Genomic DNA, 13,264 nt, shown 5'->3' on the forward strand with positions numbered 1-13,264 from the left:
TCACGCCGCGCGGTACGGCAGGGCGCCGAGATAATCCTTCTTGCCGACATCGACGCCGTTGTGACGCAGGATCGCGTAAGCGGTCGTGATATGGAAATAGAAGTTTGGCACGACATGCTGAATGAGGAATTCCTCGCCGGAGAGAGTCTTGCCTTCCCAGCGCGGCTGCGTGATGCGGCGTGTCGCTGACTCGGCAAAATCAGCTTCGGTCAACTTGCGCAGGATCGCACTGGTGGCCGCGATGCGCGTCTTGATCTCCGCCACGGTCTTTTCCGTGTCCGGAAAGGACTGAACCGACGCCTCTTTGCCGATCAGCCGGGCGGCGCCGATATTGGCGGTGTCGCAGGCGATCTGGATCTGGCGCATCAGGTTGAACTGGTCGGGTGCCAGGCGCGAGCCCAGCAGCACTTCCATGTCGATCTTCTTCGGCTCGGCATAGGTCGCGGCCTTGTCGAGGATGGCACTGAGATTGCCGAGCATCTTGGAAAATTGCGGCACGACGATTTGATAGATCATGGCTGGTTCCCTTTGGCTATTGGATCTGCGGCAGACATTTGGCATCGGCGCGAACAGATACCCGATTCCAAAGCCGTTGGCGGCAGAAATCGACAGATCCCAGCAGAGGCGAAAGGCCCCAGCCGCGGCAAGGGGATGAATCCGGTTGTGCGGCACCGATGGGAATCAGGCTGCGCCCATATATCCCTGTGCCCGGTCGACCACGAAGTCGATGAAGAGACGCGTGCGCACCGGCAAGGCGCCGCTGCCGGCGGCCGCACCCAGGAAGACGGCGTGGATTTCCTCCTGCTCTTCCGTTTCATAGGCGCTCAATATCTGTACCAGCCGCCCGGCCTGCACATCCTTGGCGACATGATACCGCGCCAGCCGCGCGATGCCGAGGCCGGCCAGGGCCAGTTCGCGCAGGGTCTCGCCATTGTTGACGATGACATTGCCCAGCATCGGCACCGCCTGCCTGACGCCCTTCTCCTGGAAACTCACCTCGTTGACACTGCGCCGGAAATTGAAGTTGAGGCAATTGTGCCGGGCAAGATCCGCCGGCCGACGCACGGGCGCATGCTGCTTGAGATAGTCGGGGGCTGCCACCATCAGCCGCGGGCTGGTACCGATCTTGCGCTTCACCAGGCGCGAATCCTTCAAGGGTCCGACGCGAACGGCCACATCGGTGCGTTCGGCCAGAATGTCGATGACGTCGTCGGTGAGGTTGAGATCGAGTGTCACGCCGGGATGGACGCCAAGGAACTCCTTGAGAATCGGCAACAGCACGTGAGTCCCGAACGCCACCGTGGTGTTGATGCGGATGCGCCCGCGCGGTGCCACCGCATTCTGGCCGATGCTGCTCTCGGCATCCTCGATCTCTGCAAGGATCGCGCGGGCGCGTTCGTAATAGGCGTCACCCTCTGCACTGGGGCGGAGGCTCCGGGTCGAACGCAGGAAGAGGACCACGCCCAGCCGCTGTTCCAGCCGCCCGATCAATTTGGCGACCGCGGAGGGAGTCAGGGTCAGTTGCCGGGCGGCGGCGGAGAAACTGCCGGTCTCATAGACCCGGACAAAGATTTCCATTTCGCCTGATTTGTTGCCAAGCATGATTACCGAATTAATTTCATAAGTAATATTCTTAGCCGAACCATAGTCCAAAGTTGATCGGAGGTCCATGTTGCAGTGCAACGGCCCTCCCCCGGGCCTTCCTTTTGGACAGGAATGGGATCATGCCCGCAGCCCTCTTCGCCCTCACCGCCGGCGCCTTCGGCATCGGCACCACGGAATTCGTCATCATGGGCTTGCTGATGGAAATCAGCGGCGATTTCCATGTCTCCATCGCCAGTGCCGGCCTGCTCATCAGCGGCTACGCGCTGGGCGTGCTGGTGGGTGCCCCGATCATGACGGCGCTGACCGCCGCCTGGCCGCGGAAACGGGTGCTCCTCGGCCTCATGGTCCTCTTTACGCTGGGCAATCTCGCTTGTGCGCTCGCCCCCGATTACAACACGCTGATGGCCGCCCGGATTGTCACCGCCTTTGCCCATGGCGCCTTTTTCGGCGTGGGCTCGGTGGTCGCAACGTCCCTGGTCCCGCGCGAAAAGCAGGCGAGCGCCATCGCCATCATGTTCACCGGCCTCACCGCCGCCAACATCCTCGGCGTACCGTTCGGCACCTGGCTGGGCCAGGCCTTCGATTGGCGTGCGACCTTCTGGGCCGTGGCCGCCATCGGCATCGTCGCCACCATCGCCACGGCGATTCTGGTGCCGGCCAAGGACGATGTTGCCGGCCCGCGCTTGAGGGATGAAATGCGCGCTGTCCTGCGGCCGCAGGTGCTGCTTGGCTTTCTCATCACCGTGCTGGGTTTCGGCGGTGTGTTTGCCGCCTTCACCTACATCGCACCGGTCCTCACGCAAGTGACGGGCCTGCCATCCAGTTGGGTGGCGCCGATCCTGCTGCTGTTCGGCGGCGGCCTGGTGGTCGGCAATCTGGTCAGCGGGAAATTCTCCGACCGTGCGCTCATGCCGACTTTGGTCGGCAGCCTGGTGTTGCTGGCAACGCTCTTGCTCGCCATGACCTGGGCCAGCCAGAATGCGGTTACCGCCATCATCGGCGTGGGCCTGCTGGGGGCCGCCGGCTTTGCCACTGTCCCGCCCTTGCAGCTCCGGGTGCTGGGCCAGGCGAAGGGTGCGCCCAACATGGCCTCGGCGCTCAACATCGGTGCCTTCAACCTCGGCAATGCCATCGGCGCCTGGCTGGGTGGAACCGCGATCGATGCGGGTCTCGGTCTCACCTCTGTCTTCTGGATCGGATCTCTGATAACCGTCGCCGGATTGGTGGTCACCTTGATCAGCTGGCGCCTCGACGCACGAACTCAGCCAGCCGTTCTCGCCGCCTGCCCGGCGGCCTAACCGACCTCTAAAGGAGAACTCACATGATTCATGTCAACGCAAACGGTGCCAGCATCCCGGCCCTCGGTTTCGGCGTCTTCCGCGTCAACGAGGCAGATACCGCACGCATGGTGAAGCATGCCCTGCATATCGGTTACCGTCATATCGACACGGCGCAGATCTACGGCAATGAGGCTGCGGTCGGCGATGGCATCAAGGCATCCGGCGTGGCACGGTCCAGCATCTTCCTCACCACCAAGGTCTGGGTGAAGAATTTCAAGGCCGCCGATTTCGCCCGCTCGGTCGATGAAAGCCTTGCCAAGCTGAAGACCGATTATGTCGATCTGCTGCTGCTGCATTGGCCGAACAAGGATGTGCCTTTGGCCGAGCAGATCGCCAACCTCAATGCCGTGCAGAAGGAAGGCAAGGTAAAGCATATCGGCGTCAGTAATTACAATCGCGCCCTGATAGCCGACGCGGTCAAGCTCAGCGCCGCGCCTATCGTCACCAACCAGGTCGAATATCATCCCTATCTCGACCAGACGCCGCTGCTGAATGCGGCAAAGGCCGCCGGGATCAGCATCACCGCCTATTACGCCATGGCCGACGGCAAGGTGCCGACAGAGCCGCTGCTGCAGGAGATCGGCGCACGGCACGGCAAGAGTGCCGCCCAGGTGACCTTGCGCTGGATCCTGCAGCAAGGCCTGGTCGCCTTGTCGAAGACCGTGAGCGAAGCGCGCGCCGCCGAGAATCTCGACATCTTCGATTTTTCGCTGACCGCCGACGAGATGGCCGCCATCCACGGTCTTGCCCACAAGGCCGGCCGCATCGTCAGCCCCGATGGGTTGGCGCCAATCTGGGACGCGGCCTAAATCTAGCGGCGCGCGGCCTTCTTGGCGGGGACCTTCTTGACCGTGGCTTTCTTGGCTGCGGCCTTCGGCATCATGACCAGTCCGTCCCACGCCAGCATGGCCGCCTCTGCCGTGGCCAGCAAGGCGGCATGGTCTTGGGCATCGCGGGCCTGCAACGACATGCCTTGCTGCACGGTCATGTAGAAGGTGGCGACCGCGCGGCAATCGAGCGATGCCGGCAGCAGGCCGGCACGCACATCCTGCTGCAGGCGTTGGATCACGAGATCGAGCGCATGGGCGCGCCGCGCCGCAAGGCCCGCGGCCACGCTGTCCTCGGCATCGCCACCCACGATCGCCCCCAGCACGACGAGACATCCCGGCGGATTGGCCGGATTGGCATAAGAATCAGCGGCGGCGCGCAGCAAGGCACGGATTGCCATCTTGGCGCTGGGTGCCTTGGGCAGATGGTCCCAGAGAGCCACCCCCTCCGTCCGGCCATAAAGGTCGACCGCCTGCTCGAACAATTCTTCCTTGGTGCCGAACGCCGCATAGAGGCTGGGCGAGTTGATGCCCATGGCRTCGGTCAACTCCGCCATCGAGGCGCCCGCATAGCCTTTTGCCCAGAAAACTTCCATGGCACGGCGGAGTGCCGTGTCTTGGTCAAAGGCGCGGGGGCGGCCACGTCCAGTCATGATTTTTGGGTCGCTATCCGATTATTGTGACGATCGTTAAATAAATCACTTGCCCCTGCCTGGCAAGTGCGCGATTTAATTTGTATCGATCATTACATAATAGGATTTCATCATGACGAAACTGCTTGGAAAGACGGCCCTGGTCACTGGCGGCAGCCGCGGCATCGGTGCTGCCATCGCCCAACGGCTCGCAGCCGACGGCGCCGACGTGGCGTTCACCTATGCCAACAGCGCCGCGGCGGCGGAAAAGGTGGCGGCCAAAATCCGACAACTCGGGCGCAAGGCACTGGCCATCCAGGCCGATAGCGGTGATCCCGTCGCGGTCACCAATACCGTGAAGCAGGCGCGGGCTGAATTCGGCCGGTTGGATATCCTGGTGAATTCCGCTGGCATAGCCTTGCACACGCCCTTTGCCGAGATCAGCGTCGCCGACTATGACCGGCTGATGAACGTCAATGTGCGTGCCGTCTTCGTGGCGGCGCAGGCTGCGGCCACGGTGCTGGCGGATCACGGCCGCATCATCTCGATCGGCAGCAACCTTGCAGACCGCGCGGCGTTTCCGGGCCTAACGCTCTACACCATGAGCAAGACGGCGCTGATCGGGCTCACCAAGGGGTTGGCGCGCGACCTCGGGTCCCGCGGCATCACGGTCAATCTGGTGCAGCCGGGGTCGACCAACACCGACATGAATCCGGAAGACGGTGCCAATGCCGACGCGCAGCGCGGCCTGATGGCGATCCCCCGCTTCGGGACGGCGCAGGATGTGGCCGGGCTGGTGAGCTATCTGGCCGGCGACGAAGCCCGGTCGATCACGGGTGCCGCCTTCACCATCGACGGTGGCTTCAACGCGTGATGCCCCGCCCCCGGACAAGGCTTCGCCAGTGACCGGGCGTCAGACCATAGCGGCACTTGAACTGGCGGGTGAAATGGCTTTGATCGGCGAAACCGGCGCCTAGGGCGGCGTCGGTCAGCCCCTGCCCCGCTGCCATCAGACGCCGCGCCTGTTCAAGCCGCCGCATGATCAGATAATTGTAGGGCGAGGTACCGAAGATGGTGCGGAACTGCCGTGCCAGCGTGAACCGGTCGAGGCCGCTGATTTTCTCAAGCGCATCCGACGTCACAGTCTCAGCGCTGTGGGCGTCGAGAAACTGGCGGGCAAGATCTGCTTGGGCGTAGGCTGCCTTCGGCGGCCGGCCACGGGCGGATCTCCACGCCGACGGATCGTTTACCAGCAGCGCATCGGCAAGCGCTGCGGTGATATGATCGGCCGCCAATTCCTCCAGCGGCTGGTCGATATCGCTGAGCGCCAGATGCAGGGCCGCGACCAGACGCGGTTCGCGCGAGACGGCTTCACGCAGGAATGGCAGGTGCCGGGTCTTGCCGTCCAAGGCGGCCGCGATGAGATGCGGTGCCACATAGATCATGCGGTAGCGGAAGCCGCCTACCACGCCAGCGCGGCCGTTATGCGCTTCATCCGGATGCAGCACCATGACCTGCCCGGCCTCACTGTCGCGCCTGGCACCGCGATAGTCGAAACTCTGCACACCGGAGAGTGTGAGCCCCAGCGCATAGGTATCGTGACGATGATCGTCATAGGCATGGCCGGTGAAACGCGCCTCAAGCCGCTCGATGCCGGATGCCGCCGGGCCGAATTTTATCCAGTCGCCCCTATCCCTGTTGCCGTTATCGTCCGCGCCATTTCCACAGGATCGTTCAAGACCCGGGGCGTCCGGTTTGGTTATCTTCCGGCCCATGACAGATCTACCTCAACGTTTCGACACCAAGATCGCCATCATCGTGCGCGAGGACCTCGCCACCTGGCAGAAGCTGAATGTGGCGAGCTTCCTGGCCGGTGGCCTGCCTGGATCATATCCGGAATTGCCGGGCGATTTCTATCGTGACGGTTCCGGCCGGCACTATGGTAAGCTCATCCGCCAACCGATCCTGATCTTTGCCGCAAGCAGCGCGGAGTTGACCCGTACAAGACAGCGCGCCGCCGATCGCAACCTGCCAATCTCCATCTACACCAGTGAATTGTTTTCCACCGGCAATGACCAGGATAACCGCGCCGCGGTAGCCGCCGTGCCGACCGAGGCACTCGATCTTGTCGGCCTTGCCATCCATGCCGACCGCAAGGAGGTCGACAAGGTGGTGAAGGGGTTACGCCTGCACGGTGATTGAGCGCAGCATGTCCGCCGTTGCCGCATCGGCGGGCAGGAAGGTTTCGATGGCGAGCTCGGACAGGGTCACATCGACCGGCGTACCGAACACCATGGTGGTACTGAGGAACGAGAGCACCCCCAGCCCCGTCTGCAGGCGCAGCGGTACGGCGATGGCGGCATCGCCACCGGTTGGCACGGCGTCGTTGGCGGGACCTGGATAGCCCAGCAGCTCTGCCAGCAGATCCTGCAAGACGGCATCGCCGGTCGTGGCAATCTGCCGCTTCAGCCGGTCGAGGAGATGGTGCCGCCATTCACCCAGATTGACGATGCGTGGCGCGACGCCGTCGGGATGCAGGCTGAGGCGCAGCACGTTGACCGGTGTCGCCAACAGATGTGGTGCAGCCCCGGCGATCAACGGCGCCAGCATGGTGTTCGCCGCCACCAGCTGCCAGTGCCGGTCGATGGCCAGCGCCGGATAGGGCTCATGAGCTTTCAACAGGCTTTCGATCGCCGTTCGAACTGGCGCCAAGGCCGGATCATCCAGCCCCCGCTCCGGATAAAGCGGCGCAAAGCCCGCCGCCAGCAGCAGCAGATTGCGGTCGCGCAAGGGGATCTCCAACCGTTCGGAGAGACGCAACAGCATGTCGCGGCTGGGGGACGCACGGCCCGTTTCCAGGAAGGATAAATGCCGGGTCGAGATATCGGCATCGAGCGCCAGATCGAGCTGGCTCAGCCGCCGAAGCTGGCGCCAATGGCGCAGCTGGTCGCCGGCTTTGCTGGGGGCTGGGGCAATGTGTGGCTTGTTCATGAAAGCGATCATAGCGTCGGAAGATTATCGCCGCCATTACCTCCCACGTAATCGACGGTGCGCGGATCTGCCGCCACATTCCCCAACGTTCGCCATTCGAAACCTTGGAGGAATAAGATGATCAACGCACAGGAAATCGCCCGGAGCTATATCGCCTGCTGGAACGAGATCGACATCGACCGCCGCCGCGCCCTGCTGGAAACGCTGTGGTGCCAGGATGCGCTCTATGTCGATCCGATGATGAAGGGTGAAGGCCGCCAGGAAATTGACGCCCTCATCGCCGCTGTACAGGCACGCTTTCCCGGCCACAGCTTCACCTTGAAGGACGGTGCCGAGGCGCACAATGACCGGCTGCGCTTTTCCTGGTCGCTGGGAGCCAATGGCGACCGCACTGCCGCACCTGTCGCCCACGGCACGGACTTCGCCGTGATCGCCACCGACGGCCGCATCGCCAGCGTGACCGGGTTCCTGGATCAGGTGAACATGTAGCTGGGTCTGTTTTGCAGGCATCATCCCCGGCGCCGACCCTGGGACGGATCACCACCGTTCCGGGGTTTTCCCGTGCGGGACTATTCGGCCGCCTTGGTCTGCTTCAAGGGCAGTTCGGTCTGGCTGCGCAAGGCGGGCTCTGCCAGCAGCTTGGCAACGTCGGCCTTGGGCATCGGCTTGCCCAGCAGATAACCTTGTGCCTGGTCGCAATCTTCCGCCTGCAACCAGGCAAGCTGGGTTGGTGTTTCGACACCTTCCGCGGTGACCGTGATGCGCAATGAGCGTCCCAGCGCGATGACCGCACGCACGATCGACATCGAATCCGGATTCTTTTCCATTTCCCAGATGAACGACCGGTCGATCTTGATCTTGTCGAACGGGAAGCGGTGCAGATAGCTCAAGCTGGAATAGCCCGTGCCGAAATCATCGAGCGAGATGCGGATGCCGGCCGCTTTGAGCACCGTCAGGGCAGCCAGGGTGCGTTCGGTGTCCTCGATGAGGACACCTTCGGTGATTTCCAGTTCGAGCCGGTTGGGAGAGAGGCCTGTCTCGGCGAGAATGCCCAGGATCTCCTCCGCCAGATTGGCCTGGCGGAACTGAATGGGTGACAGATTGACGGCAACGATCTTGTCGTCCGGCCAGGTTGCCGCTTCGCGGCAGGCATTGCGCAGCACCCAGGCACCCAGCTGAATGATGAGCCCGCATTCCTCGGCCAGCGGAATGAAGTCGGCCGGCGAGACATTGCCCCGCTCGGGATGTTTCCAGCGCAGCAGCGCCTCGAAGCCCAGCACCGCCAGCTGATCGCAATCGACCAGCGGCTGGTAATGAAGCTCCAGGCGGTCGGCGGCCAGGGCCTGGCGCAGGTCGCGTTCGAGATGGCGGCGTTCCTGCAGCCGCAGATCCATTTCCGATTCGAAGAAGCGGAAGGTGCCGCCACCGGTTTCCTTGGCACGGCCAAGTGCCGTGTCGGCGGCACGGACCAGATCGTCCCCACTGACGCCGTCGCTGGGATAAAGCGCGATGCCGACGCTGGTGCCGACGACGATTTGATGGCCGCAAATCTCGAAGGGCTGGGCGATGGCCTTCACCAGGCGGTCCGCCATGACGGCCGGCCCATCCGGATGTGCCAGGCCCACCTGAATGAGGGCGAATTCGTCGGCGCCAAGACGCGCCACGGTATCGTCGGCGCGAATACTGTCGTTGAGCCTTCCTGCTACCTGGCGCAGCAGTTCATCGGCGATCTCTGGCCCCAGCAGGTCGTTGACCGGCTTGAAGCGATCGAGATCGAGGCACAGGATTGCGACCGTGGTGCCGCTGCGCTTGGCGCGCGCCAGCGCCTGGGTCAGGCGGTCGCGGAACAGATTGCGGTTGGGCAGCGCCGTCAGCGCATCGTGATGCGCCATATGGGCGATTCGTTCGGCTGCTTCCTTGCGTTCACGGATGTCGCGCACGGCAATCACGCGCGCATCGCCATTTTCGAACGGCATGGTGCGCGCATGGATTTCGACCGGGATCGCGCTGCCATCGGCATGGCGCAGTTCCATCTCGATGCGGGATTCGCCAATCTCCGGCGCTTCGCCGCGGGCCAGGGCCGACAGTTGCGTGCGCAACCGGTCATGGCTGGACGGCATCGAGATGTCATAGAGGCTGCGGCCGAGCAGCAGATCCTGCGGCCAGCCGAGGATCGCCGCCATGGCGGTATTGACGTCGATGATGATGCCCTCGCGGTGAATGACGAGGCCTTCGAAGGTCGCGTCAGCCAATTGCCGGAAGCGGGCTTCGCTTGTGCGTAACCGCGCTTCGCTGACGCGCAAGGCCGCGGCTTCTGCGGTGGCACGGGCCGAATGTGGCATGAGGTGAAAGAGGATATAGGCCAGACCCGACAGCACCAGAACGGCGCCGATGCCCAATAGCCACACGATCTGGTGTTCGGCGATGGTTTCGAAGGCGCTCAGCATTCCGGCTTCTCTCTGGTCCCCGGCAAGTGGCCGGGGCGGGTGGTGTACGGGCCAGGCCCGGACGCACCAGCCTTATAGGCCGGAAAGTCTGAATCAGAGATTAAGCGCCACACACCATGATATGTGCTGGGTATTAATCCCTGACCTGCATCAAAAGCGCAGGAACGGCTGGCCGAGGATGGCCTGGACGAACGTGCCGAGGACCAGCGCCAGCTGAAATGATGCCCCCGACCAGACGATCCGGCGAGCCAGGGCCGTCGGGGCCAGGGTCGGGGCCAGGGTTGGAGCCAGGCGATCGGCGAGCCAGCCCAGGACAGGCAGGGTCTGCATCAGATGGGTGGCAAAGAAATGAGGGACCCTGAGATCGCCGCCATCGGTCGACCAGCCGACCAAAGGCAGGCCAGCAGCATCGCTCCTCGTGCCGCCGATCCAATGGCCGGGCGGCAGGCCCATCGCCTCTGGAATCTGGCCGGAGCCAAGGATGCCCGCCGTGACCAGGGTCGCCAGCGCCCCCAAGGCAAGGCCGAGGCCGGCACCCAGGTGCAGGCCGGACCCGAGACCGGCACGCGGCGCCTTCAGGATGCGGATGCCGAGATAGCAGGCCGCTGCCACCAATATGACGGCGCCGACCCCCATCACCTGATAGAGGGTGAATTCGAGCATGGTGCCGTCGTTGAAATGCGAGGCACGGCCGCGCGCGGCCTGCAGCGCGATATAGCCGACCTCGAACAGGCCGGCCAAGGCGGATGCCAGGAAGGTCGCACGCAGAAGCGATCGGCCACGTTCGGCCGGCGCCACCAGCTGCACCAGCAAGGCCAGGGTGGCAAAATGGAGGGCCAGCGAGAGCTCGAACTTGATCGGCTTCACCCAGACGCTGATACCGTTCAGAAGCCGCGGATCGGTTTGCAGCAGCAGCAGGCTGGCCGGCAGCAGCGCCAGCATCAGCAGCAGACTCTGCAGCGCGATGAGGCGCGGCTGCTCTGCAATTGATACTGAGTCGCACGGATTTGCAGGGGCGCGTGAGGTCGAATGTGCGAGCATGGAGATCATCATGGCTACGCCCCCATGACCTGATTGTGGCCAAGCCTGCGCGCTGCCAGCACGGCATAGAACAGCAACAGCCCCAATGGCCCGAACATGAAGGTGGCGGCGAGGATCGGCGCCTGCAGGAAGCGGTTGAGGGCAATCGCGTCAGCACGTCCGGCGATCCAGATGCCGACGAAGAGATCGAAGGCGAGGTAGTGGATCCATCCGGCGAGCAGCACCGGATCGCTGGCAAACAGCCGCCGCACGGCATCGATGGAATCGAACCCGCCACCCTCGACCTGGAAGAAATAGCCAAGGATAAGCGTGACATAGGCCAGCGCGAGCATGGTCAGCAGGCCGTAGCGCAAGGTCTGCTGCAAGGCCGGCCAACGCGGCGCCAGGATCAACGCCAGCCAGCCCAGCATCGCTGCGCCATTGGCCATGCCGAACAGGGATTGCCAGTTCATGGACGTTCCTCCGCAAAGCCTAATCTAGTCAGTGACTAGATATTTTCTAGAATATGATCTTGCCATTGTCAAGATAGCGTTTGACGGGAATCCGCCGGAGCAGGTAAGCAGCTGCAACAGGAAAGTCGGATATGGCCAAGAAGGCGAGCTATCACCACGGCAATCTGCGCGCGGCCCTGCTGGCGGCGGCACTGGATCTCTTGGAAGCCGATGGCCTCCACGCTCTCTCTTTGCGCAAGGTCGCGGCGGAGGCGCGGGTCTCGCATGCTGCCCCGGCCCATCATTTCCCAAATCTCAAGGCCCTGCTCACGGCACTTGCCGTCATCGCCTTCGAGCGCTTCTCGGAATCAATGGCAGCAGCGCGGCAGGCGGCCCTCAAAGAACCGGCGGCGCAAGTACGGGCGGCAGGCGACGGCTATCTCAATTTCGCCCGCGCCAACCCCGCCCTCTTTCGCCTGATGTTTTCCGAAAGCCAGCTCGACTGGTCGGATACGGTATTGAAGGTGGCGGCCGAGGCGAGCTTCCGTCATCTGGTCGAGATCACGGCACCCTTCGCCGACCAGTTGGGTCTCACGACACCGGAAGAGCGGCAGGAGCTGGAGCGGCTGGTCTGGGCGAATGCCCATGGCTTTGCCCATCTCTATACCGACGGCAAGATGCAGGGTGTGGCAACGCCACCGGACCTCGTGCGATTTCTGCTGCCGCGCAATTCGCCATAAATTTCGAAGATCAGCCGGTGAACAATTCCAGCTGCCATTCCATTTCGCTGGTGGTGAGCGGGTAATCGGTCCCGCCGCGCGGATTCAAAGCCTGGTGCGGCGGGATGCCGGCGATCTTCAACTGCAATTGCAGCGCCTGGCGCATGGTGAGCTTCGACTTCCAGGCCAGGGCCGTCACCGCCTTGGCGCTCATCGAACCCAGGATCTTCTTCACGATCACAGCATTGAGGCCGGCATCGCGGGCAAGGGCTGCCATCACCTGGTCGCGCTTCCCGCCAGCGATGGCACCCGACATCGCCTCTTCATCGCCGGGCGCCGGCGTTGCCTGATTGTCGGCCGCGTCGCGTTGCTTGGTTTCGGCAGCCAGGCGCTTCTTCACGGCCTTCGCCACCGCCTTGGCCGTCGCCTTGTCGAGATCAGGCCGTGCGGTGAGGAGATCGAAAAGAGACGAGGAGACAAAATCCGCTAGCCGCTTGATGGCATTCATCGGCAGCAGCGGGCGCTTCACCAGCGGTTCCTGCCATTCTTCGACCGAGGGCGCCTTTTCCAGGATGAGGTCGAGCGTTTCTTCGCGGATCTGCGCGCTCTTATTGTTGAGGAGATCAGTGATGGTATCGGTTTCCTCCGGCACCTCGACGGCCGCCGCGACGATCGCATCGGCCAGCCGGTCGCCGACGCGGCGGCGCTTGGCGATGGCAGTAAGCGCGCCACGGATCGGCCCGTTGCTGATGATCTCCATGAGATCGTCATCGGTCAGGATCGGCGAATATTGCAGGACCGGACCAGCGACCTTGATTTCGAGATCGCGAGCCAGTTCCTGGATGATGTGCGCGGGCGCGTCGGTGAGGTCCTTCAAGGCTTCGGCGACGACGCGCCGGACCTTGATCGCCTCGTCGCGTGCCAGCGTCTCCAGGACTTCGATGGTGAGGTCGCGGATCTGCGTGCGTGCTTCCTGCGACAGTTGCGGCGCCAGGCGCGCGATCTTCTGCGCCAGCAATTCGCGCACACCTAGATCGGTATCGCGGGCCAGCAACAGGTCGGCTTGGCGTGGTGTCGCTTCATTGCCGGCAATGGCGCGGCGCACATCGGCCGATTTGTCTTCGGCGAGGAAATAGAGAATCTCGGGCCGCAGATCGTCGCGACGGGCAAGCTCGCGGCGCTGTGCGTCAGAACCGGCGGCAGCCAGGCGTTTTGCTTCTTCGTATTCCAT

The 13,264-nt window shown here is 63.3% G+C and carries 15 protein-coding genes; 6 read left to right on the plus strand and 9 right to left on the minus strand.

Going from position 1 to position 13,264, the window contains the following annotated elements; genetic code table 11:
• Both AC1DWZ_RS19315 and AC1DWZ_RS19320 read right to left on the minus strand, forming a co-directional pair.
• Positions 1 to 516 (minus strand): DUF1993 domain-containing protein, encoded by a 516-nt coding sequence (locus tag AC1DWZ_RS19315; RefSeq protein ID WP_477170577.1) that lies wholly within the window; start codon positions 514 to 516, stop codon positions 1 to 3.
• Positions 517 to 681: 165 nt separating this feature from the next.
• Positions 682 to 1,602 (minus strand): LysR family transcriptional regulator, encoded by a 921-nt coding sequence (locus AC1DWZ_RS19320; protein WP_477170578.1) that lies wholly within the window; start codon positions 1,600 to 1,602, stop codon positions 682 to 684.
• Between the two features lie 122 nt (positions 1,603 to 1,724).
• On the opposite strand from AC1DWZ_RS19320, the gene AC1DWZ_RS19325 reads away from it, so the two are divergent.
• Positions 1,725 to 2,903, plus strand: coding sequence for an MFS transporter (locus tag AC1DWZ_RS19325; protein WP_477170579.1), 1,179 nt, complete (start codon positions 1,725 to 1,727; stop codon positions 2,901 to 2,903).
• 23 nt (positions 2,904 to 2,926) lie between these two features.
• Positions 2,927 to 3,754, plus strand: coding sequence for an aldo/keto reductase (locus AC1DWZ_RS19330; RefSeq protein WP_477170580.1), 828 nt, complete (start codon positions 2,927 to 2,929; stop codon positions 3,752 to 3,754).
• Positions 3,755 to 3,756: 2 nt separating this feature from the next.
• Here the strand turns inward: AC1DWZ_RS19330 and AC1DWZ_RS19335 are convergent, their stop codons facing one another.
• A complete protein-coding gene (locus AC1DWZ_RS19335) occupies positions 3,757 to 4,425 on the minus strand; it encodes a TetR/AcrR family transcriptional regulator (protein ID WP_477170581.1) in 669 nt (222 codons plus the stop codon).
• 112 nt (positions 4,426 to 4,537) lie between these two features.
• On the opposite strand from AC1DWZ_RS19335, the gene AC1DWZ_RS19340 reads away from it, so the two are divergent.
• The gene (locus AC1DWZ_RS19340; protein ID WP_477170582.1) at positions 4,538 to 5,278 is read left to right on the plus strand and encodes an SDR family oxidoreductase; all 741 of its coding nucleotides are present in this window, start codon (positions 4,538 to 4,540) and stop codon (positions 5,276 to 5,278) included.
• Here the strand turns inward: AC1DWZ_RS19340 and AC1DWZ_RS19345 are convergent.
• On the minus strand, positions 5,268 to 6,179 hold the full coding sequence (locus AC1DWZ_RS19345; RefSeq protein ID WP_477170583.1) for an AraC family transcriptional regulator: 912 nt from the start codon (positions 6,177 to 6,179) through the stop codon (positions 5,268 to 5,270). The two genes, AC1DWZ_RS19340 and AC1DWZ_RS19345, sit on opposite strands and share 11 nt — an antisense overlap.
• Here AC1DWZ_RS19345 and AC1DWZ_RS19350 point away from each other — a divergent pair.
• On the plus strand, positions 6,178 to 6,606 hold the full coding sequence (locus AC1DWZ_RS19350; protein WP_477170584.1) for a DUF2000 family protein: 429 nt from the start codon (positions 6,178 to 6,180) through the stop codon (positions 6,604 to 6,606). The genes AC1DWZ_RS19345 and AC1DWZ_RS19350 overlap by 2 nt on opposite strands.
• Here the strand turns inward: AC1DWZ_RS19350 and AC1DWZ_RS19355 are convergent.
• Positions 6,586 to 7,395, minus strand: a complete 810-nt coding sequence (locus AC1DWZ_RS19355; protein ID WP_477170585.1) for a helix-turn-helix domain-containing protein — start codon at positions 7,393 to 7,395, stop codon at positions 6,586 to 6,588. The genes AC1DWZ_RS19350 and AC1DWZ_RS19355 overlap by 21 nt on opposite strands.
• A gap of 117 nt (positions 7,396 to 7,512) precedes the next feature.
• Between AC1DWZ_RS19355 and AC1DWZ_RS19360 the strand changes: the two genes are divergently transcribed.
• A complete protein-coding gene (locus AC1DWZ_RS19360; protein ID WP_477170586.1) occupies positions 7,513 to 7,884 on the plus strand; it encodes a nuclear transport factor 2 family protein in 372 nt (123 codons plus the stop codon).
• An 80-nt stretch (positions 7,885 to 7,964) separates the two neighbouring features.
• Here AC1DWZ_RS19360 and AC1DWZ_RS19365 read toward each other — a convergent pair whose 3' ends face one another.
• The 3 genes from AC1DWZ_RS19365 to AC1DWZ_RS19375 all read right to left on the minus strand — a co-directional run bounded on the left by AC1DWZ_RS19365 (position 7,965) and on the right by AC1DWZ_RS19375 (position 11,335).
• A complete protein-coding gene (locus AC1DWZ_RS19365; protein WP_477170587.1) occupies positions 7,965 to 9,842 on the minus strand; it encodes a putative bifunctional diguanylate cyclase/phosphodiesterase in 1,878 nt (625 codons plus the stop codon).
• 150 nt (positions 9,843 to 9,992) lie between these two features.
• Positions 9,993 to 10,895: a hypothetical protein gene (locus tag AC1DWZ_RS19370; RefSeq protein ID WP_477170588.1), complete on the minus strand. Its 903-nt coding sequence runs from the start codon at positions 10,893 to 10,895 to the stop codon at positions 9,993 to 9,995.
• 2 nt (positions 10,896 to 10,897) lie between these two features.
• A complete protein-coding gene (locus AC1DWZ_RS19375; protein WP_477170589.1) occupies positions 10,898 to 11,335 on the minus strand; it encodes an ABA4-like family protein in 438 nt (145 codons plus the stop codon).
• A gap of 131 nt (positions 11,336 to 11,466) precedes the next feature.
• Between AC1DWZ_RS19375 and AC1DWZ_RS19380 the strand changes: the two genes are divergently transcribed.
• The gene (locus AC1DWZ_RS19380; protein WP_477170590.1) at positions 11,467 to 12,054 is read left to right on the plus strand and encodes a TetR/AcrR family transcriptional regulator; all 588 of its coding nucleotides are present in this window, start codon (positions 11,467 to 11,469) and stop codon (positions 12,052 to 12,054) included.
• Positions 12,055 to 12,064: 10 nt separating this feature from the next.
• Here AC1DWZ_RS19380 and AC1DWZ_RS19385 read toward each other — a convergent pair whose 3' ends face one another.
• Entirely contained in the window at positions 12,065 to 13,264 is a 1,200-nt protein-coding gene (locus tag AC1DWZ_RS19385; protein WP_477170591.1) for a DUF2336 domain-containing protein, read from the minus strand.

The organism is Dongia sp. P2_B8 (assembly GCF_056404715.1).

Excerpts from the sequence above, each read along its gene's own strand:
- AC1DWZ_RS19330 (WP_477170580.1), top strand. The coding sequence starts at position 2,927 with ATGATTCATGTCAACGCAAACGGTGCCAGCATCCCGGCCCTCGGTTTC.
- AC1DWZ_RS19380 (WP_477170590.1), top strand. The coding sequence starts at position 11,467 with ATGGCCAAGAAGGCGAGCTATCACCACGGCAATCTGCGCGCGGCCCTG.
- AC1DWZ_RS19325 (WP_477170579.1), top strand. The coding sequence starts at position 1,725 with ATGCCCGCAGCCCTCTTCGCCCTCACCGCCGGCGCCTTCGGCATCGGC.
- AC1DWZ_RS19355 (WP_477170585.1), bottom strand. The coding sequence starts at position 7,395 with ATGAACAAGCCACACATTGCCCCAGCCCCCAGCAAAGCCGGCGACCAG.
- AC1DWZ_RS19375 (WP_477170589.1), bottom strand. The coding sequence starts at position 11,335 with ATGAACTGGCAATCCCTGTTCGGCATGGCCAATGGCGCAGCGATGCTG.
- AC1DWZ_RS19385 (WP_477170591.1), bottom strand. The coding sequence starts at position 13,264 with ATGGAATACGAAGAAGCAAAACGCCTGGCTGCCGCCGGTTCTGACGCA.
- AC1DWZ_RS19365 (WP_477170587.1), bottom strand. The coding sequence starts at position 9,842 with ATGCTGAGCGCCTTCGAAACCATCGCCGAACACCAGATCGTGTGGCTA.
- AC1DWZ_RS19350 (WP_477170584.1), top strand. The coding sequence starts at position 6,178 with ATGACAGATCTACCTCAACGTTTCGACACCAAGATCGCCATCATCGTG.
- AC1DWZ_RS19340 (WP_477170582.1), top strand. The coding sequence starts at position 4,538 with ATGACGAAACTGCTTGGAAAGACGGCCCTGGTCACTGGCGGCAGCCGC.
- AC1DWZ_RS19370 (WP_477170588.1), bottom strand. The coding sequence starts at position 10,895 with ATGATGATCTCCATGCTCGCACATTCGACCTCACGCGCCCCTGCAAAT.
- AC1DWZ_RS19360 (WP_477170586.1), top strand. The coding sequence starts at position 7,513 with ATGATCAACGCACAGGAAATCGCCCGGAGCTATATCGCCTGCTGGAAC.
- AC1DWZ_RS19320 (WP_477170578.1), bottom strand. The coding sequence starts at position 1,602 with ATGCTTGGCAACAAATCAGGCGAAATGGAAATCTTTGTCCGGGTCTAT.
- AC1DWZ_RS19345 (WP_477170583.1), bottom strand. The coding sequence starts at position 6,179 with ATGGGCCGGAAGATAACCAAACCGGACGCCCCGGGTCTTGAACGATCC.
- AC1DWZ_RS19315 (WP_477170577.1), bottom strand. The coding sequence starts at position 516 with ATGATCTATCAAATCGTCGTGCCGCAATTTTCCAAGATGCTCGGCAAT.